This window comes from Streptomyces sp. NPDC104381, assembly GCF_055583745.1.
The window spans coordinates 201929-225196 of the sequence record NZ_JBVJNK010000004.1; the positions used below are offsets into that span (position 1 = coordinate 201929).

Annotated in this window: 22 protein-coding genes; 12 read left to right on the forward strand and 10 right to left on the reverse strand. The window is 72.0% G+C overall.

Going from position 1 to position 23268, the window contains the following annotated elements:
• Positions 1-93: 93 nt before the first annotated feature.
• On the reverse strand, positions 94-759 hold the full coding sequence (locus ACZ607_RS14710) for an O-methyltransferase (protein ID WP_078850520.1): 666 nt from the start codon (positions 757-759) through the stop codon (positions 94-96).
• A gap of 178 nt (positions 760-937) precedes the next feature.
• Between ACZ607_RS14710 and sigE the strand changes: the two genes are divergently transcribed.
• The 5 genes from sigE to ACZ607_RS14735 all read left to right on the forward strand — a co-directional run bounded on the left by sigE (position 938) and on the right by ACZ607_RS14735 (position 6127).
• On the forward strand, positions 938-1699 hold the full coding sequence (gene sigE / locus ACZ607_RS14715) for an RNA polymerase sigma factor SigE (protein WP_469735090.1): 762 nt from the start codon (positions 938-940) through the stop codon (positions 1697-1699).
• Positions 1696-2658, forward strand: a complete 963-nt coding sequence (locus tag ACZ607_RS14720; RefSeq protein ID WP_469735091.1) for an anti-sigma factor family protein — start codon at positions 1696-1698, stop codon at positions 2656-2658. Before sigE ends, ACZ607_RS14720 begins: the two co-directional genes overlap by 4 nt.
• A gap of 89 nt (positions 2659-2747) precedes the next feature.
• Entirely contained in the window at positions 2748-4682 is a 1935-nt protein-coding gene (locus tag ACZ607_RS14725) for a S1C family serine protease (RefSeq protein ID WP_469735092.1), read from the forward strand.
• A 118-nt stretch (positions 4683-4800) separates the two neighbouring features.
• Entirely contained in the window at positions 4801-5280 is a 480-nt protein-coding gene (locus ACZ607_RS14730) for a sec-independent translocase (protein WP_469735093.1), read from the forward strand.
• Positions 5281-5404: 124 nt separating this feature from the next.
• Entirely contained in the window at positions 5405-6127 is a 723-nt protein-coding gene (locus ACZ607_RS14735; protein WP_469735094.1) for a hypothetical protein, read from the forward strand.
• Between the two features lie 78 nt (positions 6128-6205).
• Here the strand turns inward: ACZ607_RS14735 and ACZ607_RS14740 are convergent, their stop codons facing one another.
• The 3 genes from ACZ607_RS14740 to ACZ607_RS14750 are packed head-to-tail and all read right to left on the reverse strand — an operon-like array spanning position 6206 to position 9207.
• Positions 6206-7339: an Mrp/NBP35 family ATP-binding protein gene (locus tag ACZ607_RS14740; protein ID WP_469735095.1), complete on the reverse strand. Its 1134-nt coding sequence runs from the start codon at positions 7337-7339 to the stop codon at positions 6206-6208.
• A 43-nt stretch (positions 7340-7382) separates the two neighbouring features.
• The gene (locus ACZ607_RS14745) at positions 7383-7943 is read right to left on the reverse strand and encodes a DUF1003 domain-containing protein (RefSeq protein ID WP_469735096.1); all 561 of its coding nucleotides are present in this window, start codon (positions 7941-7943) and stop codon (positions 7383-7385) included.
• Positions 7933-9207 (reverse strand): magnesium transporter MgtE N-terminal domain-containing protein, encoded by a 1275-nt coding sequence (locus ACZ607_RS14750; RefSeq protein WP_469735097.1) that lies wholly within the window; start codon positions 9205-9207, stop codon positions 7933-7935. Before ACZ607_RS14750 ends, ACZ607_RS14745 begins: the two co-directional genes overlap by 11 nt.
• A gap of 173 nt (positions 9208-9380) precedes the next feature.
• Between ACZ607_RS14750 and ACZ607_RS14755 the strand changes: the two genes are divergently transcribed.
• Positions 9381-10133: a hypothetical protein gene (locus ACZ607_RS14755; RefSeq protein ID WP_469735098.1), complete on the forward strand. Its 753-nt coding sequence runs from the start codon at positions 9381-9383 to the stop codon at positions 10131-10133.
• Positions 10134-10144: 11 nt separating this feature from the next.
• Here the strand turns inward: ACZ607_RS14755 and ACZ607_RS14760 are convergent, their stop codons facing one another.
• A complete protein-coding gene (locus ACZ607_RS14760; protein ID WP_469735099.1) occupies positions 10145-10663 on the reverse strand; it encodes a hypothetical protein in 519 nt (172 codons plus the stop codon).
• Positions 10664-10675: 12 nt separating this feature from the next.
• Entirely contained in the window at positions 10676-11791 is a 1116-nt protein-coding gene (locus ACZ607_RS14765) for a magnesium and cobalt transport protein CorA (protein WP_469735100.1), read from the reverse strand.
• 413 nt (positions 11792-12204) lie between these two features.
• On the opposite strand from ACZ607_RS14765, the gene ACZ607_RS14770 reads away from it, so the two are divergent.
• Positions 12205-12789, forward strand: coding sequence for a suppressor of fused domain protein (locus ACZ607_RS14770; RefSeq protein WP_469735101.1), 585 nt, complete (start codon positions 12205-12207; stop codon positions 12787-12789).
• A 91-nt stretch (positions 12790-12880) separates the two neighbouring features.
• Here the strand turns inward: ACZ607_RS14770 and ACZ607_RS14775 are convergent, their stop codons facing one another.
• Positions 12881-14113 (reverse strand): MFS transporter, encoded by a 1233-nt coding sequence (locus ACZ607_RS14775; protein ID WP_469735102.1) that lies wholly within the window; start codon positions 14111-14113, stop codon positions 12881-12883.
• Positions 14114-14270: 157 nt separating this feature from the next.
• Here ACZ607_RS14775 and ACZ607_RS14780 point away from each other — a divergent pair, with 157 nt between their 5' ends.
• From ACZ607_RS14780 to ACZ607_RS14790, 3 genes are all read left to right on the forward strand, one after another.
• Positions 14271-14915, forward strand: coding sequence for a DUF6758 family protein (locus ACZ607_RS14780; RefSeq protein WP_469735103.1), 645 nt, complete (start codon positions 14271-14273; stop codon positions 14913-14915).
• A gap of 85 nt (positions 14916-15000) precedes the next feature.
• On the forward strand, positions 15001-15867 hold the full coding sequence (locus tag ACZ607_RS14785; protein ID WP_469735104.1) for a PHP domain-containing protein: 867 nt from the start codon (positions 15001-15003) through the stop codon (positions 15865-15867).
• A 119-nt stretch (positions 15868-15986) separates the two neighbouring features.
• A complete protein-coding gene (locus ACZ607_RS14790) occupies positions 15987-16592 on the forward strand; it encodes a MarC family protein (protein ID WP_469735105.1) in 606 nt (201 codons plus the stop codon).
• A 107-nt stretch (positions 16593-16699) separates the two neighbouring features.
• Here the strand turns inward: ACZ607_RS14790 and ACZ607_RS14795 are convergent, their stop codons facing one another.
• A complete protein-coding gene (locus ACZ607_RS14795; RefSeq protein ID WP_014154223.1) occupies positions 16700-16852 on the reverse strand; it encodes a hypothetical protein in 153 nt (50 codons plus the stop codon).
• Between the two features lie 210 nt (positions 16853-17062).
• Here ACZ607_RS14795 and ACZ607_RS14800 point away from each other — a divergent pair, with 210 nt between their 5' ends.
• Both ACZ607_RS14800 and ACZ607_RS14805 read left to right on the forward strand, forming a co-directional pair.
• Positions 17063-17974 (forward strand): NYN domain-containing protein, encoded by a 912-nt coding sequence (locus ACZ607_RS14800; RefSeq protein ID WP_469735106.1) that lies wholly within the window; start codon positions 17063-17065, stop codon positions 17972-17974.
• A 51-nt stretch (positions 17975-18025) separates the two neighbouring features.
• Positions 18026-20161 carry an FG-GAP repeat domain-containing protein gene (locus ACZ607_RS14805; RefSeq protein WP_469735107.1) on the forward strand — a complete coding sequence of 712 codons (2136 nt, stop codon included), beginning with the start codon at positions 18026-18028 and terminating at the stop codon, positions 20159-20161.
• Between the two features lie 55 nt (positions 20162-20216).
• Here ACZ607_RS14805 and ACZ607_RS14810 read toward each other — a convergent pair whose 3' ends face one another.
• Complete coding sequence (locus tag ACZ607_RS14810) at positions 20217-21080, reverse strand: alpha/beta fold hydrolase (protein ID WP_469735108.1); 864 nt, start codon at positions 21078-21080, stop codon at positions 20217-20219.
• A 163-nt stretch (positions 21081-21243) separates the two neighbouring features.
• On the reverse strand, positions 21244-23214 hold the full coding sequence (locus tag ACZ607_RS14815; protein ID WP_469735109.1) for a DEAD/DEAH box helicase: 1971 nt from the start codon (positions 23212-23214) through the stop codon (positions 21244-21246).
• Positions 23215-23268: the final 54 nt, after the last annotated feature.

Below are 23268 nucleotides of genomic sequence, written 5' to 3' on the forward strand. Positions count from 1 at the left end.
AGGCGCCCACACTTCACCACTGCCCCGGCACGGACTCCGTGCCGGGGCAGTGGTGCGTCGGGGGCCGGGCCGGGCGGCGTGGAGCCGGAGTGCTCAGCCGCGCCGTACCGCGCACAGCAGGCCGTCGCCCACCGGCAGCAGCGTCGCCATGAGCTCCTGGCTCTCGCGCACGGCCCGCAGCAGTTCGCGCAGGCGCAGCACCTCGGCCGGCTGTGCGGCCGAGTCGATCGTGCGGCCGTCGGCGAAGACGCCCTCGAAACAGACCAGGCCGCCCGGTCGTAGCAGGCGCAACGATTCAGCGAGACAGTCCAGACTCTCCAGGCGGTCGCCGTCGCAGAAGACGAGGTCGTATCCGCCGTCCGCGAGCCGGGGCAGTACGTCGAGGGCGCGGCCCGGGATGAAGCGGGCCCGGTTGGTGGCGAAGCCCGCGGCCCGGAAGGCCTCCCGGGCGAACTGCTGGCGCTCGGGCTCCGGGTCGACGGTGGTCAGTACGCCGTCCGGACGCATGCCCTGCAGCAGATAGATACCGGACACGCCGGTTCCGGTGCCGATCTCGGCCACGGCCTTGGCGTCCGCGGTGGCAGCGAGCAGGCGCAGTGCCGCGCCGGTGCCTGACGACACCGGGCGGAGCCCCGTCTCCTGGGCCCGGTCCCGGGCCCAGAGCAGAGCTTCTTCCTCGGCGACAAAGGCGTCGGCGAATGCCCAGCTCGTCTGCCGGTTGGCGGTAATGACCCTCTCCTGTCCCCGTAGTTGGCGCAACGGTGACTGTATCCGCTGGACCCGGGAACCCGCAGATGGGACCAGGCGTTATGAAGGGGCAGGGGAGAACACGCGGACCGGGCCCTGCGGCCTGGCCCGGAATGTGCCCCTTGCTCCCGGGGACACCGGGACACCAGCAGGTAAAAAGGCTTATCCGGAGCTAACGGGCGAGGTGGCTATGGTAGGGGCTCCACTGGACACCACCAGAGCCGATAGGGGAGGTGCGGCTGCGCCTGTGGATCGGAGAGGTGCGCTGCGGCGCCTTCTCAGGTCGGCGGGTGAGCCGAAATCCGTGACCGACACCGCTGACCGTTCTTCCAACGATTCCGCACCGACCGCGACCTTCGCCTCAGATGCGGATTCTCAGGCGTGGACCCCGCCCACATGGGAAGAGATCGTCAGCACGCACAGCGCCCGGGTGTACCGCCTGGCCTACCGGCTGACGGGTAACCAGCACGACGCCGAGGACCTCACCCAGGAAGTCTTCGTCCGTGTCTTCCGGTCGCTGTCGACCTACACGCCGGGCACTTTCGAGGGCTGGCTGCACAGGATCACGACGAATCTCTTCCTGGACATGGTCCGCCGCAAGCAGCGGATCCGTTTCGACTCGCTCGGCGACGACGCGGCCGAGAGGCTGCCCAGCCGTGAGCCCTCCCCGCAGCAGGTCTTCAACGACACGCACTTCGACGCGGACGTCCAGCAGGCGCTGGACACACTCGCGCCCGAGTTCCGTGCGGCGGTGGTGCTCTGCGACATCGAGGGCCTCTCGTACGAGGAGATCGCCGCCACGCTGGGCGTCAAGCTCGGGACGGTGCGCAGCCGTATCCACCGTGGCCGCTCGCACCTGCGCAAGGCGCTCAAGCACCGTTCGCCCGAGGCCCGCGCCGAGCAGCGTTCCCTCGCGGACGCGGTCCTGGCAGGGGAGGGCGGCACGGCGTGAGTGGCACAGGTCCGACCCCCGCGGAGCAGCATCTGGGGGACCGGCTCGCCGCGCTTGTCGACGGTGAGCTCAAACACGATGCCCGGGAGCGGGTCCTGGCCCATCTGGCGACCTGTTCCAGGTGCAAGGCCGAGGCCGACGCCCAGCGGCGGCTGAAGAGCGCCTTCGCGACATCCGCGGCGCCTTCGCCCTCCGAGGGCTTCCTCGCCAGGCTGCAGGGCCTCCCCGGGGGCCCCGGCGGCGGTGACGACGGCCCGGGCGACGGGCCGCCCGGTCGCCGGCGCTTCGGGGACGGGGTCTTCCCCGTGGCCCACCCCGGAGGGCCCGGCGAGCAGGCACGCTCCCCGCTGGACGGCTTCGGCTATCTCCCCACCGCCCACGGTTCGACCGCCGTACTGCCGGGCGGCGCGTCCGGTTCGGGCTTCCGCATCCACGACGTGGCCCGGGAGGCCGACCGCTCACCCTGGCGCGCCCGGCGCTTCGCGTTCGTCGCGGCCAGCGCGGTCTCGCTCGCGGCCATCGCGCTGGGAGGCTCCCTCCCGCTCGACCACACCCCCGACTCACCGCTCAGCGCCGAGGGCACGGGCAGCGCCGTGACCCCGCTCGACGCCGAGGAGCGGACCGGCACCGCCAGTGCGGCGGCCAGCCGCAGCGGTGGCGGTGCCCTCGCCGCCGGAGAGGGGCAGGACCCCCGGCCGAGCGCCGCGCCGTCCTCGTCCGCCCGGCCGGTGCCGGCCTCCGCGCCCTCGCTGCTGAGCACCTCGGCCCTCACCGGGGGCGCGTTCGCCTTCCCCGTGCTGAACGTGACCGTGCCGCCGCTGATACGCCCGACCGACGCCGGCCCGCTGTACTCGCCGGGGCCCGGCGCGAGCGCGGACCCGAAGCCGTCCGCACCGTCCGCGACGGCCTCCGCCCCGCCGCCGTACGACCGCGCGATGCCGCTCACCCCGCTGCGCTGAGCAGGACCCTGCGCGCGGATTCGCAAACCTGGTTGAATTCCGGGAGGGACGCCTCTGTGGGGCGTGCAAGGGCCAGTGGCGGGGAGAGCATGGACGACGGGAAGCCCAGCGGGCCGAAGACGAAGTGGTGGAGCCGTCCCTCTGCGGAGCGGCACCGTCCGGCCGGGCAGGAGGACGCGTCGCCCGTCGCCGACCCGGCCCCGGGTGGGCACGGCGGCGAGACGGCGGCCGGGGGACCGGCCGCGCCCATGGGTGCGGCTGGAGTGCGGCCCACGGACGAAGGCGACTTCACCCCGGCCCCGCCGGCCCCCCGGCCGCAGACCCCCGCGCCGTCGGGCGTGGAACCGGCGACACCCATGCGCCCGGACACCGCGCCGTCGGACACGGGGCCCACGGACACCCGGGTCACGGACACCGCGCCCACGGACACCCGGCCCGCGGACATTTCACCCCCCGCTGCCGCCTCAGCCGCGCCGGTGGAGACCGCGCCCGCCGCTGCCGCCCCCGCCGACACCGCGCCCCCCGCGCCCGCGCACCGTACGGGGCCGCTGCACGCGCCCGACGAGTACAGCACCCCGCCGTACGGCGGCCCGGGGCCCTGGGCGCCCGCGCCGCCCGTGCAGCGTCCCGTGGCCACCCCGGCCCACGGGACGCCCGTACCGCCGCCGTACGCGGGGACCAACGGGCACGGCGTGGCCGCGCACCTCCCCGCCCCGGTGCCCGCTCCGGCCGCCCCGGGGCACGCCGAGGGCTGGGCGCCACCGCCGCCGGCCCCGGCGCACACCGTGCCGCCCCAGCACACGGCCGTACAGGGTCAGCAGAGTCCGCAGCAGCCCTCGCAGTGGCTGCGGTACGACCCCTGGGGCGCGCCCCAGCAGCCGTTGAGCCATCCCGGCCCGGACGCCCCGCCGCGCAAGGGCCGCCCAGGGTCGCTCCTCGTCGGGGCCGCGCTGCTCGCCCTCGTGGCGGGTGGGATCGGCGGCGGCATCGGCGCGTACGTCGAGCGCAACGGCGGGCTGACCACGGTCGAGCTGCCCCAGGCCGGCCGGGACAGCGGCGGCCGGGCGCCCGACAGCGTCGCCGGGATCGCCTCCAGCGCCCTTCCCAGCGTGGTCACCCTGCATGTCAACGGCACCGCCGAGTCCGGCACGGGCACCGGCTTCGTCCTCGACGACAGGGGCCACATCCTGACCAACAACCACGTGGTCGCCCCGGCCGGCTCCACCGGCGACATCACCGTCACGTTCAGCGGCGGCGAGAGCGCCCCGGCCGAGATCGTCGGCAAGGACAGCGGCTACGACCTGGCCGTCGTCAAGGTGACCGGCGTCTCGGGCCTCAAGCCGCTGCCGCTCGGCAATTCCGACAACGTGCAGGTGGGCGACCCGGTGGTGGCCATCGGCGCGCCCTTCGACCTGTCCAACACGGTGACCTCCGGCATCATCAGCGCCAAGCAGCGGCCCATCACCGCGGGCGGTGAGAAGGGCGACGGGACCGACGTCAGTTACGTCGACGCGCTGCAGACCGACGCGCCGATCAACCCGGGCAACTCCGGAGGCCCCCTGGTCGACACCGAGGCCCGGGTCATCGGCATCAACAGCGCCATCCGCGCCGCCGACAGCGGGTCCGGTCTCGACGGCGGCCAGTCCGGCTCCATCGGCCTCGGCTTCGCGATACCGATCAACCAGGGCAAGCGGGTCGCCGAGGAACTGATCAACACCGGCAAGGCCACCCACCCCGTGATCGGCGTCACGCTGGACATGGAGTTCACCGGCGACGGCGCCAAGGTCGGAGGCAAGGTGGCCGACGGCGGGGCGGCCGTCACCGAGGGCGGCCCGGCCGACAAGGCGGGTATCAGGCAGGGCGACATCATCACCGAGGTGGAGGGCCAGCGGGTGCACAGCGGCGAGGAACTCATCGTCAAGATCCGCGCCCATCGGCCCGGTGACCGGCTCCGGCTCGTCCTGACCCGCGGTGGCAAAGACCTGTCCATGACTTTGACGCTCGGGTCGGCGAGCGGTACCTGACGGCCACCGGCAGGTACCGCGCGGACAGCTTCGCCGGGTACCGTGGAGCGGTCCGGGCCCCCTGACCTGGCGGCGGAGACCACGCGGAGACCACGCAGAGAACACGAGGAGCAGCAAGGTGTTCAATGACATAGGCGCACTCGAGCTGCTGACGCTCGTGGTTCTCGCCGTGCTCGTATTCGGCCCGGAGAAGCTGCCCAAGGTCATCCAGGACGTCACGCGCACCATCCGCAAGATCCGTGAGTTCTCGGACAGTGCCAAGGAAGACATCCGCTCCGAGCTCGGACCGCAGTTCAAGGACTTCGAGTTCGAGGACCTCAACCCCAAGACGTTCGTCCGCAAGCAGCTCATGGACGGCAACGACGACCTGGGGCTCAAGGAGATCCGCGAGAGCTTCGACCTGCGCAAGGAGATGGCCGAGGTCACCGACGCGGTGAACGGCCGCGAGAGCGCCACGTCCACGGGCACGGCCGCCGCCGCGGCAGCGGGTGGAGCCGCCGCTCCGGACCTACTCAAGAAGTCCTCCCCGGACCTCCTGAAGAAGCCCGCTCAGCCGGCCGCGGACGAACGCCCGCCCTTCGACGCAGACGCCACCTGAGCCCGTCAATCCCGACTCGTCCGGACGGTATGGCTATTCTCCATCTGTCCGGTTGCGAGTTTGCCCATGCCCACGGGGGGAGGGCCGCTCCGGATCATGGAAGATCGAGGAGGCGGCCGGGCAGATGGAGACGACGAGTCGGGCAGGGGCGGATGGTGCGCCCAGCACAGTCACCGCCGAGGGGGTGCCGGCGACCCGGCGTACTGTCGACGGCTATCTCAAGGCGCCGTTCCCCTGGTACGGGCTGGACGAGGCCTTCACGGGGCCGCGCTGGCTGATGCACGTCACCGCCGCGGCGGACGACACGGTGCAGCACGGTTCCACCGGGCACGGTGAGGAGCCCGTCGTACGGGCGGACGCGGGAGCCGAGAAGGCCCGCTTCGCGGTGGTCGTGACCGTGGGCAGCAGCCCCGTGCGGCACAGCGACGACGGTACGGGTGTCCTGGACGCGACCACGGTCTCGTCGGCGGCCTGGCTGGCGGGCTCCGGCCTGCTGGACTGCACCTGGCCCCCGCAGATGGACCACACCCTGCGTGGCGAATGGCTGAACCAGCAGATCGAAACCGCGTTCGAGCTCGCGGACGATCTGGGCCGGGAGCCCTGGTCGACGCTGTCCCTTCCGGTGGACGGCGTGCCGGTGGACTTCCACTACCGCGAGTCCGAGTTCGGCTGGGTGCTCGCGGGATCGGCCCCGGAAGGGGTGCACATCGGCGCCTACGGGCGCGGCATGAGCGCCTACGGCCTGGGATTCGCGGTGATCGGCGACATCGCCTCGTACGAGAACGACAACGACAGCGAGGCCGTGACCGAGCACGTGAACCCGGACGAGGGCGACAGCCGGAGCTAGCAGCCGGCGACGCAGCGCGGCGACACGCGAACGGGTGGGGGCGGCCTCCTCAGGAGGCCGCCCCCACCCGTACGACGCTCAGAACTTGTTGCGCGGGGTGAGCCCCAGCGACATGCCCGACAGGCCGCGCTGACGGCCGCTCAGCTTCTCCGCGATGGAGCGCAGCGCGGAGCCCGCGGGGGAGTCCGGGTCGGACAGGACGACGGGCTTGCCCTCGTCGCCGCCCTCACGCAGCCGTACGTCGATCGGGATGGCCCCGAGGACCGGCACCTCGGCGCCGACCGTCTTCGTCAGCCCGTCGGCGACCCGCTGTCCGCCTCCCGCGCCGAACACGTCGACGATCTCGTCGCAGTGCGGGCACGGCATGCCCGACATGTTCTCGACGACACCGACGATCTTCTGGTGGGTCTGCACGGCGATGGAGCCGGCCCGCTCCGCCACCTCGGCGGCGGCCTGCTGCGGGGTCGTGACGACCAGGATCTCGGCGTTCGGGACGAGCTGCGCCACGGAGATCGCGATGTCACCGGTGCCCGGCGGGAGGTCCAGCAGCAGGACGTCCAGGTCGCCCCAGTACACATCGGCGAGGAACTGCTGGAGCGCGCGGTGCAGCATCGGTCCGCGCCACACCACCGGGGCGTTGCCCGGCGTGAACATGCCGATGGAGATCACCTTCACGCCGTGCGAGGACGGCGGCATGATCATGTTCTCGACCTGGGTGGGCGTGCCGTCGGCGCCGAGCATCCGGGGCACGCTGTGCCCGTAGATGTCCGCGTCGACCACGCCGACCTTGAGGCCGTCGGCCGCCATCGCGGCCGCGAGGTTCACCGTCACCGAGGACTTGCCGACGCCGCCCTTGCCGGACGCCACCGCGTAGACCCGGGTCAGCGAGCCCGGCTTGGCGAACGGCACCTCCCGCTCGGCCGTGCCGCCGCGCAGCGACGAGGCGAGCTCCTTGCGCTGCTCGTCACTCATCACGTCGAGCGTGACCTCGACCCGCGACACGCCCTCGACGCGGGCCACCGCGTCGGTCACGTTCTTGGTGATCGTCTCGCGCATCGGGCAGCCGGAAACCGTGAGATAGACGGTGACAGCGACTACACCGTCAGGATCGATCTCGACCGACTTCACCATGCCCAGTTCGGTGATCGGTCGGTGGATCTCCGGGTCGTTCACTGTCGCCAGTGCTTCGCGCACCGCGTCTTCCGTAGCCATACGGACGATGGTACGGCGCCGGGGGCTACGCGCGGGTAGCCCCTCAGCGGTCACCTTCGTCACTCTCGGCCCCCGGGAGGATCCGGCGCTCCTCCATGTCCTTCACCATGGCCTCCAGCTCCGAGCGGATCCAGTCCCGGGTGGCGACCTCCCCGAGGCCCATCCGGAGCGCGGCGATCTCCCGGCTGAGGAACTCGGTGTCCGCGATGGAGCGCTCGTTCTGCTTGCGGTCCTGCTCGTGGGTGACCCGGTCCCGGTCGTCCTGGCGGTTCTGCGCGAGGAGGATCAGGGGCGCGGCGTAGGAGGCCTGGAGGGAGAGCATCAGCGTCAGGAAGATGAACGGGTACTGGTCGAAGCGCAGTTCCCGGGGCGCGAAGATGTTCCACACCACCCACACGATGATGATCAGGGTCATCCAGACGATGAACCGCCCGGTGCCCAGGAAGCGGGCGATGCGCTCGGAGAACCGGCCGAACGCCTCGGGGTCGTACTCGGGCAGCAGCCGGCGCCGCGGTGCCTTCGGCTGGTCGAGCCGGGGACGCGGCGGGCGCACGATGCCCGAGGCGCCCGTCGGCACGGCCCTCGCGCGGTCCTCAGCGGCCACCGGTGATCTCCTCCTCACCCAGGAAGTCCGTCTCGCGCCAGTCCTCGGGGAGCAGGTGGTCCAGCACGTCGTCGACGGTCACCGCGCCCAGCAGCGAGCCGCTCTCGTCCACCACGGGCACCGAGACCATGTTGTACGCGGCCAGATAGCTGGTCACGGCGGGCAGCGGGGTGTCCGGCGCCAGGGGCACCAGATCGCTGTCGACGATGGAGCTGACCAGCGTGTACGGCGGGTCCCGCAGCAGCCGCTGGAAGTGCACGGTGCCCAGGTACTTGCCGGTCGGCGTCTCGTCCGGCGACCGGCAGACGTACACCTGGGCGGCCAGCGCGGGGGAGAGGTCCTGCTGGCGGACCCGGGCCAGCGCGTCCGCGACGGTCGCGTCCGGCCGCAGGATGATCGGCTCGGTCGTCATCAGACCGCCCGCGGTCCGCTCCTCGTACGACAGCAGACGCCGCACGTCGGCGGCGTCGTCCGGCCGCATCAGGGCCAGCAGCCGTTCCTTGTCCGCCTCCGGCAGCTCCGAGAGCAGGTCGGCCGCGTCGTCCGGGTCCATCGCCTCCAGGACGTCTGCGGCGCGGTCCTCCGCCAGCTTGCCGAGGATCTCCACCTGGTCGTCACCGGGGAGCTCCTCCAGGACGTCCGCGAGCCGCTCGTCGTCCAGGGCCGCCGCGACCTCGGCGCGGCGCTTGGGCGTCAGGTGGTGCAGGGCGTTGGCGACGTCGGTGGGGCGCAGCCGCTCGAAGGTCGCCACCAGGCTCTCGGCGCCCTGCCCCTGCTCCTCCAGCGAGAAGCCGCTGATCGCCGACCACTCCACCGTCAGCGTCTCGCCCTTGCGGCGCAGCGCTCCGCCGCGTCCCTTGCGTACGAAGAACTTGTCGATCTCCCAGTCGCGGCGGGCCGGGAGCTGCTGGATGGCGACGTCGAGGACGGTCACCTCCTCGTCGGTCTCCTTGAGGCGCACCCGCCGGTCGAGGAACTCACCGAGGACGAGTCGCTCGGTCGGGCGCTGTTCGAAGCGCCGCATGTTGACCACGCCCGTGGTGATGACCTGGCCGGACTCGACCCCGGTCACCCGGGTCATCGGCAGGAAGATGCGCCGCCGGCTCACGACCTCGACGACCATGCCGAGCAGCCGTGGCGGCTTGCCGCCCACCCGGAGCATCGCCACCAGGTCGCGGACCCGGCCCACCTGATCGCCGTTCGGGTCGAACACCGGTACGCCGGTGAGGTGGGAGACGAAAACCCTGGGAGTCACTGCCGCCATCCTGTGCGCCTCCCTCGGTCCCTCACGTCCTCCTTCGCCGTGATCAGGCTAGCCCGTACCGGTCCGCGACGCCTTGGCGGGCCGTCCGTACGGCGCTCTGCCGAACGGCGTACGCGGCACGGGTACGCTGCCGTCTGCCAACCCCAGACACACAGATGAGAGGCAGTGCGCCCGTGACCTCTTCCGCCCCGGCCGTCCGGGCCCATCACCGGACCGCTCTCGCCGTGGTGCTCAGCGCGGGGCTGACCGTCGCGCTCACGGCCTGTGCGGGGGAGGACCCCGACGAGGGGACCAACGGTGTCGGCAAGCTGACGGCCGCGCAGATCGAGAAGAAGGCGCTCGCCGCGGCCGACGCCGCCGAGGCGGTACGGCTGACGGGCAAGCTGGTCAGCAAGGGCGGGACGTACAGCCTGAACATGCAGCTCAGCGGCAAGGGCGGCACGGGCTCGGTCACGTCGAGCAGGAACACCTTCGCGCTGCTGCGCATCGGGGACGAGCTCTTCCTCAAGGCCGACGCCGGCTTCTGGAAGGACGAGAAGTCCGACGACGAGAACGACCAGGCCGCCGACAAGCTCGGCGGCAAGTACGTGAAGGTGCCCGAGGACGACCCCACCTATCAGCAGCTGCGCGGCTTCACGGAGAAGGAGACGCTGCTCGACGGGATGCTCTCCCTGCACGGGAAGGTCAACAAGGGCGACCGGGGCACGGTCGGCGGGGTGCGCACCGTGCAGATCATGGGGGGAAAGGGTGAGGGCGGCGCACTGGACGTCTCCCTCAAGGGCACCCCGTACCCCCTGCGGGTGGCGCGTGGCGGTGGCGGCGGCACCGTCTCCCTCGCCGACTGGGGCAAGGCCTTCTCGCTGGAGGCGCCGGCCGAGGACGACACCGTCGACTACGGCGGCGAGCTGCCCAGGTCCTCCGGCTGACGGAGCCGGGGTCAGCGCTTCCCGCGGCGCTTCAGCAGCAGCCGGGGGAGCGCGGCGGGGGCCGTGCGCCGCGTGGTCGCCGGGGTCGGCAGCGGCGTGGCGGCCAGCGAACCGTCCGGCAGGTCCGTGCGGGAGTCGCCGGGCGTCAGCCGGACGACCCGGCACTCACGGGCCCAGCGCTCCGTCAGCCGCTCGGCGTCAGGGGCGTTCAGCCGCTTGCCCTTGAGCTCGGCGACGGCCGCCTCCCACTCCTCGGAGTGCGGCTCCAGCACCGTGACGGCGGCGGACCAGGCCACGAGCCTGCCGCCCTTGTCCTTGCTGCGTACGGTCACCTCGGCGGTGGCGCCGGCGTCCAGCCCGGCGGGTAGTGGCTGCTCCCCGGGGCCGTCCCCGACGAGCACGGCCGCACCCTCGTGCCACACGTGCCACAGCGCCCGGGAGGGGCCGGTGCCCCGCACCCAGATCAGGCCGGACTTCTTGGTGGCCTCCTCGACGAGAGCCCGGGCAAGCAACACGTCAGCAGCAGTCATGCCCGCAGCCTATTAGAGCCAGCCGTTGCGCTTGAGGGTGCGGTGGATGGAGAAGCAGACGACGCCGATGAGCGCGAGGACCATCGGATAGCCGTACGTCCAGCGGAGTTCCGGCATGTGCTTGAAGTTCATGCCGTAGACCCCGCAGATCATCGTCGGTACGGCGATGATCGCCGCCCAGGAGGTGATCTTGCGCATGTCCTCGTTCTGCGTGACGGTCGCCTGCGCCAGGTTGGCCTGGAGGATCGAGTTCAGCAGCTCGTCGAAGCCGATGACCTCCTCGTGCACACGGGCCAGGTGGTCGGCGACGTCACGGAAGTACTTCTGGATGTCGGGGTCGATCAGCCGCATCGGGCGCTCGCTCAGGAGCTGCATCGGCCGCAGCAGCGGCGACACCGCGCGCTTGAACTCCAGCACCTCGCGCTTCAGCTGGTAGATCCGGCCCGCGTCCGACCCGCGCGAACCACCCTTCGCAGGGGTGGAGAACACGTCGATCTCCACCTCGTCGATGTCGTCCTGCACCGAGGCCGCCACCGCGATGTAGCCGTCCACGACATGGTCGGCGATGGAGTGGAGCACCGCGGAGGGGCCCTTGGAGAGCAGCTCCGGGTCCTCCTGGAGGCGGTGGCGCAGGGCGCGCAGCGAACCCTGCCCGCCGTGCCGGACCGTGATCACGAAGTCCCGTCCGGTGAAGCACATCACCTCACCGGTCTCGACGACCTCGCTGGTCGCGGTCAGTTCGGCGTGCTCGACGTAGTGGATCGTCTTGAAGACGGTGAACAGCGTGTCGTCGTACCGCTCCAGCTTAGGCCGCTGATGGGCGTGGACCGCGTCCTCGACGGCGAGCGGGTGGAGGCCGAACTCCCTTGCGATACCGGCGAATTCCTCCTCGGTCGGCTCGTGCAGGCCGATCCAGGCGAAGCCGCCCTCCTCCCGTACGCGCAGCATCGCCTCACGCGGTGTCAGGCAGGAGGCCTCGGTGAGCCGGCGGCCGTCCCGGTAGACCGCGCAGTCGACGACGGCGCTGGAGGCGGACGGGTCACGGGTGGTGTCGTAGCTGTTGTACGGGGTGTTGCTCTTGCGCAGGGACGGGCGCACGGCGGCGCGCAGGTCACGGATCATCGACATGGCTGGCTCCTCTTCACGGAGGGCCGTCGGGTGGGCACGTGGAACAGCCCGGAATGGGGACGTGCGCTCACGTCCGCAAAGCGGGCGGCACCGCGCGGGCACGATGACGGCGTTCGCTACAGACAGGCAAAAACGCGGGGCTCTTCCGGTGCGCGAACTGCCGTGGTGACGGCCTGGGAGGGCGTCAGGCCACAGAAGGAAGGCGTCGTGCGGAAGGGCGGTTGGTACTGCACGGTCGACTTGGATCCACCGCAGCCCCACCTCCTCCGGCCGGTCCCCCGTGGGGGATCACGTGTTGCCAGGACTGAGAGCGACGCTTCTGCGTGCTGTCCCGGCCGACGCCTCAGGCTATCAGCCAGGTGAGGAGCCAATCCCTTCCTTTGCCCGTTCGGGACGCGTTCTATGCTCGCGGCATGGGAGAAATTCTTGATCTGGTCGAGGCCCGGCTCCGTACGGCGCTGGGGGAGCCGGACGCACGCGCCGATGTGACGTTCCTCGGCACGGACCGCATCGAGGTGCTCCGCTTCATCGACGGGGACGTGGTGCGCTACGCCACACTCGGCATGTCCGGGCAGCCGATGGCCGACCCGACCTCGCCGCTGGCCGACCCCGTGAAGGGGCCGCGCGCCGAACTGGTCCTGTCCGTACGGGTGGGGCTCGCCGACACCGATCAGGTGCTGCGGCCGCTGGCGGTGCTGGCGGCCTCCCCTCAGGTCGAGGGCCTGATCGTGGCTCCGGGGGCGTCACTGGACCTCGGGCAGCCGCTGTGGACCGGGGCGCCCTTCAGCTCCGTACTGGTCGCGGAGCCGGGCGGCCTGGTCGAGGACCTGGAGCTGGACGAGCCGATGGAACCGGTGCGCTTCCTGCCGCTGCTGCCGATGACGCACAACGAGGCGGCCTGGAAGCGGGTCCGGGGCGCGCAGGAGCTCCAGGAGCGCTGGCTCTCGCAGGGCACCGACCTGCGGGACCCGCTGCGGACGTCCGTACCGCTGGACTGAACCGCCGGACCGAACCGCCGGGCAGACGGAAGCCCCGCCGCGCGGCCAGGAGGGGGAGCCGCGGGCGGGGCCGGTCCGGGGAGGGGCCGGCTCAGTCGGCGAAGACCGTGACGCTGTCCTCCGCGGCGTGCCGGGGCTCCAGCTCCCGCGCCTCGTGCGTGAGAGCCGCGCGCCTGACCCAGACGACCACGGCGCCGACGAGGGCCGCGACGGCGGCGACGACGAACGGCGTGTGGATGTCGCTCCACTCCTCGATCTTCGGGGCGAGGTAGGGAGCCGCGGCGGCGGCGAACCAGCGGACGAAGTTGTAGCCGGCGCTCGCCACCGGGCGCGGCGCGTCCGAGACGCCGAGGGCCAGCTCGGTGTAGACGGTGTTGTTCATGCCGATGAAGGCGCCGGAGACGATGGTGCAGACGATGGCCGTCGTGTGGTCGCCGTAGCCGAGGACCACCAGGTCCACGGCGAGCAGCACCAGGGAGCCGCCGACCACCTTCAGCGAGCCGAAGCGCCGCTGGAGGCGCGGTGCGACGAGCACCGAGAAGACGGCGAGCAGCAGGCCCCAGGCGAAGAACACCGCACCCGACCAGTACGGCGACATGTTCAGCACGAACGGTGTGAAGGCCAGGATCGTGAAGAACGCGTAGTTGTAGAAGAACGCCGAGGTGGCCACCGAGGCGAGCCCGCCGTGGCCGAGCGCCTTGATCGGGTCGAGCAGCGAGGTCTTACGGGCCGGCCTGGGCTGCTCCTTGAGGAACGCGGTGATGCAGAGGAAGCCGATCGCCATCAGGGCGGCGGTGCCGAAGAACGGGTAGCGCCAGCTGGCGTCGCCGAGCAGGGCGCCGACCAGGGGCCCGCACGCCATGCCGAGGCCGAGCGCCGACTCGTACAGCAGGATGGCGGCCGCGCTGCCGCCCGCGGCGGCGCCGACGATCACCGCGAGGGCGGTCGACACGAACAGGGCGTTGCCCAGGCCCCATCCCGCCCGGAAGCCGACCAGTTCGGCGACGGACGAGGAGGTGCCGGAGAGCGCGGCGAAGACGACGACCAGCGCCAGGCCGGCCAGCAGGGTCTTGCGCCCGCCGATGCGGCTGGAGACGAAGCCGGTCACGAGCATCGCCACGGCGGTGATCAGGAAGTACGAGGTGAACAGCAGGGACACCTGGCTGGGCGTGGCCTCCAGCCCCTTGGCGATGGACGGCAGGATCGGGTCCACCAGGCCGATCCCCATGAAGGCCACGACCGAGGCGCCCGCCGTGGCCCAGACGGCCTTCGGCTGACGCAGGATGCTGGTCGCTCCCTCGTCGAACGGATCCTCTGCCGGCATGGGTTCTCTCGCTCTCCACTAGGTCGTTGCGTTATACACAGAATAAGTTAGGCACTCTAATAAGTGCAACCCGCATCTATCTTCCCCGGTCAGAGCCGCGCTGCGGACGGGTGATCGTCCTTGACGCGGCGACGACCGGAGAGGACCGTTGGGCGGTATGAGGGGCGAACCCAGTTGCCCGAAGTGCGGTGGCCGGGTCAGGGCGCCCGGCCTGTTCGCCGATGCCTGGCAGTGCTCCACGCACGGCCAGGTGCACCCGATGCAGCCGGTGGTCCCGCCCAGCGTCGAGGCGCTGGGCGTGGTGGTGCACCGGGCCCGGGTGCCGGTGTGGATGCCCTGGCCCCTCCCGGTGGGCTGGCTGTTCACGGGCGCGGCGTACGCGGGCGACGACCGCAGCGGCGGCCGGGCCACCGCCGTCGCGTGCTCGGGCCCCGGCCCGCTCGGCGGCATGGGGGAGCTGCTCCTCGTCGCGGAGGAGCTCGGTGTGGGACTCGGCGCGCGCTACGCGGGCATCGACGGCCCCGACCCCGGTTCCGGCCTGGCGATCGACGCGGCACCGGACGCCAAGGTGCTCGCGGCGGGGCGCCCCACCCCGCTCTGGCACGTCAAGAACGCCCCCGCCGACCGTGCGGTCTTCGCCGGCGAGGCACGCGGCCTCTGGCTCTGGGCGATCATCTGGCCCGAGCAGTCCGGGCTCCTGATGTACGACGAACTGGTGCTGACCGACCTGCGCGACGCGGGCGGAGAAGTGGACCTCCTGCCGTGCGGGGCGCTCACGCCCCGGCTGCTCACACCGCCCTGACCCGGCGCCACGGGGGCCGGAGGGGTGACGCGCGCCGGTTATCCTTGAGCGTCCCCTGTCCGTCCCCAGCCCTGGAGTCCGCGTCGTGCGCATCGATCTGCACACCCACTCCACCGCGTCGGACGGCACGGACACCCCCGCCGAGCTGGTGGCCAACGCCGCGGCGGCGGGCCTCGACGTCGTCGCCCTCACCGACCACGACACGGTCGGCGGTCACGCCGAGGCGACGGCCGCGCTCCCCGAAGGCCTCACCCTCGTCACCGGCGCCGAGCTCTCCTGCCGCGTCGACGGCATCAGCCTGCACATGCTGGCCTACCTCTTCGACCCGTCCGAACCCGAACTGGCCCGCGAGCGCGAGCTCGTCCGGGACGACCGGGTGCCGCGGGCGCGGTCCATGGTGCGGAGCCTCCAGGAGCTGGGCGTCCCGATCACCTGGGAGCAGGTCGCGCGGATCGCCGGGGACGGCTCGATCGGCCGCCCGCACGTCGCCACCGCGCTCGTGGAGCTCGGAGTCGTCGACACCGTCTCCGACGCCTTCACCCCGGCCTGGCTGGGCAACGGCGGGCGCGCGTACGCCGAGAAGCACGAACTCGACCCGTTCGACGCGATCCGGCTGGTCAAGGCCGCGGGCGGCGTCACCGTCTTCGCCCATCCGCTCGCCGTCAAGCGCGGCGCGGTGGTCCCGGAGAGCGTGATCGCGCGGCTGGCCGCCGCCGGCCTGGACGGCATCGAGGTCGACCACATGGACCACGACGATCCCACCAGGGCCCGGCTGCGGGGACTCGCCGCCGAGCTGGGGCTGCTGCCCACCGGGTCCAGCGACTACCACGGCTCCCGCAAGACCGTCCGGCTCGGGGAGTACACCACCGACCCCGAGATCTACGGCGAGATCACCCGGCGCGCCACGGGAGCCTTCCCCGTGCCGGGCGCCGGCGGACCCGTCCCCGCGTAACGGGGCTTCTCCTCACCCTCTTCCCCGTCGCACCCCGTGCGGCCGGCGTCCTACTGACGCGCCGGCGCGCGCGTCCCCCTGTCCGGCCCGCTCCACTCTCCTCTCTCGCAAGGCTCACCGTGTTCGACATCGCTGTCTTCGGATCCCTTTTTCTCACCCTTTTTGTGATTATGGATCCGCCCGGAATCACCCCGATCTTCCTGGCCCTCACCGCGGGCCGCCCCGCCAAGGTGCAGCGCGGAATGGCCCTCCAGGCCGTCGCCGTCGCGTTCGGCGTGATCGCCGTCTTCGGCCTGCTGGGCCAGCAGATCCTCGACTATCTGCATGTCTCCGTCCCCGCGCTGATGATCGCGGGCGGGCTGCTCCTGCTGCTCATCGCACTCGACCTGCTCACCGGAAAGACGGACGAGCCGACCCAGACCAAGGACGTCAACGTCGCCCTCGTGCCGCTCGGCATGCCGCTGCTCGCCGGGCCCGGTGCGATCGTCTCCGTGATCCTCGCGGTGCAGCACGCCGACAGCATGCGCGGCCAGATCTCGGTCTGGACGGCGATCGTCGCCATGCACGTCGTGCTCTGGCTGACGATGCGTTACTCGCTGCTGATCATCCGGGTCATCAAGGACGGCGGCGTCGTGCTGGTCACCAGGCTCGCCGGGATGATGCTGTCGGCCATCGCCGTACAGCAGATCATCAACGGCGTCACCCAGGTCATCCAGAACGCCTGACCCTGCCCCGGACACCACAGCGCCCCCGCACGGGCTCTCCGTGCGGGGGCGCTTCGTCTTCAGCTCGTCATACGCCCGAAATCAGCGACGCCAAGCAAGGCAAGGTGTTACGAAGCCGACGTGTCGGCCGGCCGGATGTAGATGCGCTGGCCCATTGCCGCGGCCTGCTGCACGATCCGGTTGACGGAGGCGGCGTCCACGACGGTGCTGTCCACGGCGGTACCGTCGACATCGTCGAGTCGCATGATCTCGAAGCGCATATGGCTTCCCTTCGTCTGATCCTCCTGCTGGAGAACTACTGGGCGGACGGGCTCGCCGTCCACAAGGATGGGGAGCGCAGGACGCCCAGGTCCCGTGCCCCTCGGGGGGTACAACGACGTGACCGGTGCGAACATTCCCTACGCTAAGGAAATTTTTTGGATGCCTAAGTACCCGTCGGTAATCAGCCATGCGCGGACGATGAGGCCCGCATGAACCACCCGGACACAGGGGCGGACGAGGGCGCGGGCATCCGCGAACAGCTGGACCGCACCAACGCGCTGCTCCAGCGCGTACTCGCCGAGGTGTCGAAGACCCCCTCCACCCACGCGATCTTCGTGGACGCGGGCTATGTCTACGCGGCGGCCGGCCTGCTCGTCACCGGCACCGAGGACCGCCGGTCCTTCGACCTGGATGCGGAGGGGCTGATCGAGGCCTTCATCGACAAGGCCCGCACGATCTTCGCGGACAGCAGGCTGCTGCGCGTGTACTGGTACGACGGGGCAAGGCGCCGGATCCACACCGTCGAGCAGCAGTCCATCGCCGAACTCCCCGACGTCAAGGTCAGGCTGGGCAACCTCAACGCCAACAACCAGCAGAAGGGCGTCGACTCACTCATCCGCACCGACCTGGAGTCGCTCGCCCGGCACCGCGCCATCAGTGACGCGGCACTCGTCGGCGGCGACGAGGACCTGGTCTCGGCCGTCGAGGCCGCCCAGGGCTACGGCGCCCGCGTCCACCTCTGGGGCATCGAGGCGGGCGAGGGCCGCAACCAGGCCGAGCCGCTGCTCTGGGAGGTCGACAGCCAGCGCACCTTCGACCTCGACTTCTGCCGCCCGTACGTGACCCGGCGCTCCGTCACGATGTACGACGACGAGAGCCCGGCGCCCGCCCGCGAGGACGTCCGCTTCGTCGGCGCGCAGATCGCCGCGGGCTGGCTCTCCTCACGCGGCCGGGACGCCCTCGCCGACCTGCTGCCCGGTCACCCCTATCTGCCGGGCTCGGTCGACCAGGACCTCCTCGTCGAGGCCGAACGGCTCCTCCAGCACTCGCTGCGCGGTCACGCCCATCTGCGCAGGGCGCTGCGCGACGGCTTCTGGCAGCACCTCCAGGCGCAGTACTGACGGTGGGGTCGGCTAATCTCACGCACACATGTGCGAGGGGGAGGACCCGAGTTGAGCAGGAACCACAGATTCATCACCGCCGCGCTGGTACCCACGCTGACCCTGGGGATGGTCGGCATGGGCACCACGGCCGCGACGGTGCTGGTGACCGCGCCCGCGGCCGTCGCCGCCCAGTCCGGGCGGTGGAGCGAGCCGGTGGCGTTCACCATCCCCCACGAGGTCGTGGAAACCGTCGATGTGCGGACCACGGCGGACGGCAGGGTCGTCGCCCTCTGGTACCGGACCGTGGACGAGACCCAGCAGCTCGAACTGACCGTCGCCGTCCGTCCCGCCGCGAGCGCCGAGTGGGGGCCCACCACCGTGCTGGACGTCCTGCCGGCAGGACGCGAGAGCGTCTCGCTCGTGACGGCCCCGGACGGTTCGGCCACCGTCACCTGGGTGAACGACCTGGGAAGCAGTTCCGTGCTGCGCACGGCGACGCTCGGCAAGGGCGCCATCTCGTGGCCCGCCGCCACGGACATCGCGACGGACACCGTCATCGGCGAGGTCGCCTTCGCCGGGACCCCGTCCGGCAGGAGCGTGGCCGTGTGGCGCAAGAGCGAGGGCCGGAACAGCCTGCTGTACGTCTCCGAGCGCTCCGGCCCCGACGGGCGGTGGTCGGCGCCGGCCGTGCTGGTCGCCGCCGACGCCTACTGGCCGCAGGCCGTCGTCTCCGCCGACGGTGACGTCACCGTCGCCTGGATGCACAACGTCGAGACGGGCAGCACGGTGAAGAGCGTCGGCAAGTCCGCCGACGCCACCGGATGGAGCGCCCCCGCCGAGCTCTCCCCGCCCGGCGGAGGCGGTGCGCCGCGCCTCTCACGAGGGGCGGACGGGACCATGGCCGTGGCCTGGGTCCGGCACAGCGAGGGAGCGGACACGCCGGATGTCGTCGCGGCCGTCAGACAGCCCGGTGGCAGCGAGTGGGGTGCGCTCCACGCGATCCCGGCGGGAGACGCCGCCCAGATCGAGGAGCCCCTGGTCGGACCGGACGGTGAGGTGACCCTCGTCTGGGTCGACCACGACGGGGAGTTCGGCCTGCGGACGTCCACCCGCTCGGCGGTGACGGGCGTCTGGTCGGAGACCAGGACGCTGTCCACCGCCTACGTGCCCGAGCAGTTCGACGCGCATATCGGCGCCGACGGGACCGTCCAGGTGGGCTGGGCGCAGGACGCCGTCCCCTCGCAGGGCGACGGCCGGCTCTTCTACACCGCCGCCCGCACCGACGGGGTCTGGACCCCGGCCACGAGGCTCGGCACGGTGCCCTCCGACTACGCCGAAGGGGCGGTCGCCGTCGGTCCCGACGGCAACGCGACAGCGGTCTGGGCACAGGGCTACCAGCTGTGGACGGCCGGTACCGGGCTGAAGGCCCCCGCTCCGCCCGCCACGCGCAGGGACTATGCCGGCGCGGACGGCTTCCCCGACCTGTACGCGCGGTCCGCGACCGGTGCGCTGCTCGTCTACAAGGGGAACGCCTCCCACGTCGTGTCCGCCAAGGCCGACGGTGGCACCTGGCCCACCACCTCCACCCTCATTCCGTTCGGTGACCTCGACGGCGACGGATGCAACGACACCCTCGTGCGCGACGGCGCGGGCGCGCTGCACCGCTACACACCGGACTGCGGGGACGTCGTCACCCCTGGATCGCCCTCCGCCCAGGTGGGCACCGGCTGGACCGGATTCGACGGCTTCTCCTACTCCGGGGACCTCGACGGTGACGGACGCCCCGACCTGATCGTCCGCCAGATCTCGACCGGAGACCTGTACATGTACGCCGGAACCGAGGCGGGCAGGCTCACACGGGTGGGAAAGATCGGCACCGGATGGAAGTCCCTGACCATCGTCGGTGCGGGTGACCTCAACAAGGACGGGATCGGTGACCTCCTCGCCCGTACCGCCGCCGGTGACCTGTACCGATACGACGGGAACGGCTCGGGCGGTGTCCGGTCCGGCGTCAAGATCGGCACCGGCTGGAACGGTATGGCGGACATCGTCGGCATCGGCGACCTCACCGCTGACGGTACGGACGACATCGTCGCCCGTACCACCGCCGGTGACCTGTACCGATACGACGGGAACGGCTCCGGTGGCGTCCGGTCCGGCGTCAAGATCGGCACCGGTTGGAAGTCCTTCACCCAGGTGGGCTGAGCGAGCGGTTCTCCCGGGGCGTCACGAACCCGCCCCGGGAGACGCGTCCGGGCTCCTACTCCGCCCGCGTGCCGTTCCAGAACGAGACGAGGGCCGCGGCGGTCTCCAGCGGCCGGGCCGTGTTGGGGGAGTGCTCGGCGCCCTCGATCACGGTGCGGTGGGCGCCCAGCCGCCGCGCCATGTCGTCGATCAGCGGCACCGGCCACACGTCGTCGCGCTCACCGGAGATCACGTGGACGGGAAGGGCGAGCGCGGCGAGCTCGTCCACCCGGTCCGGCTCGGACGACAGCTGCGCGCCCGTGGCGATCAGCTGCGCGGGGTCGTGGCGCAGCCAGCGGCGGCGCAGATCCTCGCCGTCGCCGGTGTCCACGTCCTCGGGCGGGTCCATCGCGCGCATCATCTGCCAGACCTCGTCCATGCTCCAGCGGCCCAGCGCGTCGCCGAGCAGCCGGGCCTTCTTCTGCTGGGCGGGGTCGATCTCGGCGGGGCCGGAGGACATCAGGGTCAGCGAACGGAAGGGCGCGGCGTCCAGCAGCACCGCCGCGCGGGCGATCTGGCCGCCCAGGGAGTGCCCGAGCAGATGGATGCCGCCGGGCGCCGGGAGCTCGTCCTCGGCAGCCGCCTGGGCCAGCACATCCCGGGCCAACTCGGCCTGGGCGTAAGGGTTCTGGCGGCCCGCCCCGTCGGTCTCGTACTGCCCCCGCCCGTCGACGGACAGCACCCGGAACCCGGCCTCGGCGAGCGGTTCGAGCAGCGCGATGAAGTCCTCCTTGCTGCCGGTGTACCCGGGCAGCAGGAGAGCGGTGGAGTGCGCGCCCGTGGGTGGCGCGGCATCCAGCACGGCGAAGTCCCCACGCGCGGTACGCAGTACGCGGGCACGGGCACAGGGGGGCGGGGTGAAGGTGGGCGGCCGGCTCATGCGCCCGAGGGTATCGCCGGAGCCCGGCCCCCGCCCGGGCAGCCATGCGACAGACGTACGGACAGCCGGACGTAGGGGCGGGCGGGCAGCGCGGACAGACGTACGGCCCCGGCCCCCGCAGCGCGGGAACCGGGGCCGTACGTCTGTGATCGTGCCCGGTGGATCAGCCCTCGGCGGACTCGGCAGCCGTGGCCGCCGCGCGGGACCGGCGCCTGCGCGGCTTCGCCGGGGCCTCGTCGGCCGCCACCGTCCCGGTCACCGCGGCCGTCTCCGCCTTCTCCGCGGCGGCGGCGCGCGGCCGACGACGGCGCGGCTTGGTCTCACCGGTGTCCTCGGCGGTCGCCGTGGAGGCCACCGCCTCGGTCTTCGGCTTGGTCGCGGCGCGCGGACGGCGACGCTTGGTCTCGGTCACCGGCTCCGAGGCCGGGGCGATCTGGAAGTCGACCTCGTCGGCCGGCTTCACGACCCGGGTGCGGCGGCGCGGCTTGGTGGCCACGGGCTCCGCCACGGCGGCGACCGCCACGGTCTGGAAGTCGACGACCGGTTCGGCGGCGGGCGCCGGCGCGACGTCGGTCCTCGTGGCCGTGGCCGTGGCCGTGGTCGTGGCACGCGAACGGCGGCGGCGCGGCTTGGTCTCCGCGGCCGGCTCGGCCTCGGCCACGACGGTGGGCTCGGCGACCGGGGCCGGGGTCTCGGCCACGGCCACCGCGCCCTCGGTCACGGCCTCGGGGGCCGCTCCACGGGTACGGCGCCGACGGCGCGGGGTGCGGGGCTCGGGCGCGTCCTCACCGGCCGCCTCGGCGGCGGGCGCGGGCACGGTCGCGGCGGCGGCCTCGTCGAGGGCGCTGCCGCCCCGCGTGCGGCGGCGCTGACGCGGCGTACGCGGCGGGCGCTCCTCGCGGGGCGCCGGGGCCGAGGCGGCGGACTTGCGGCCGCGGCCACCGGTCTCGCCGAGATCCTCGATCTCCTCCGCGCGCAGACCCGCACGGGTCCGCTCGGTGCGCGGCAGGACACCCTTGGTGCCGGCCGGGATGTTGAGGTCCTCGTACAGGTGCGGGGACGTGGAGTACGTCTCCGGCGGGTCCGGGAACTTCAGGTCCAGGGCCTTGTTGATCAGCTGCCAGCGCGGGATGTCGTCCCAGTCGACCAGCGTGATCGCGATGCCCTTGGCGCCCGCGCGGCCGGTACGGCCGATGCGGTGGAGGTACGTCTTCTCGTCCTCCGGCGACTGGTAGTTGATGACATGGGTCACACCCTCGACGTCGATGCCGCGCGCGGCGACATCGGTGCAGACGAGGACGTCGACCTTGCCGTTGCGGAAGGCGCGCAGCGCCTGCTCACGGGCGCCCTGCCCGAGGTCGCCGTGGACCGCGCCGGACGCGAAGCCGCGCTTCTCCAGCTGCTCCGCGATGTCGGCGGCCGTCCGCTTCGTACGGCAGAAGATCATCGCCAGCCCGCGGCCCTCGGCCTGCAGGATGCGCGAGACCATCTCGGGCTTGTCCATGTTGTGCGCGCGGTAGACGTGCTGGACCGTGTTCTTGACGGTCGTGCCCTCGTCGTCGGGCGACGTGGCGTTGATGTGCGTCGGCTGCGACATGTAGCGGCGCGCGAGGCTGATGACGGCACCGGGCATGGTGGCCGAGAACAGCATCGTCTGGCGCCTCGCCGGCAGCATCGTGATGATCCGCTCGACGTCGGGCAGGAAGCCCAGGTCGAGCATCTCGTCGGCCTCGTCCAGGACGAGGACACGGATGTGCGAGAGGTCGAGCTTGCGCTGGCCCGCCAGGTCGAGCAGGCGCCCCGGGGTGCCGACGACCACGTCGACGCCCTTCTTGAGGGCCTCGACCTGGGGCTCGTACGCCCGGCCGCCGTAGATCGCGAGAACGCGGACGTTACGCACCTTGCCGGCGGTCAGCAGGTCGTTGGTGACCTGCTGGCACAGCTCGCGGGTGGGAACGACGATCAGGGCCTGCGGCGCGTCCGTCAGCTGCTCGGGCGCGGCGCGGCCGGCCTCGACGTCGGCGGGGACGGTCACACGCTCCAGGAGCGGGAGGCCGAAGCCGAGCGTCTTGCCGGTGCCGGTCTTGGCCTGGCCGATGACGTCGGATCCGGAGAGCGCCACGGGGAGCGTCATCTCCTGGATGGGGAAGGGGGACGTGATGCCGACCGCCTCGAGGGCTTCGGCCGT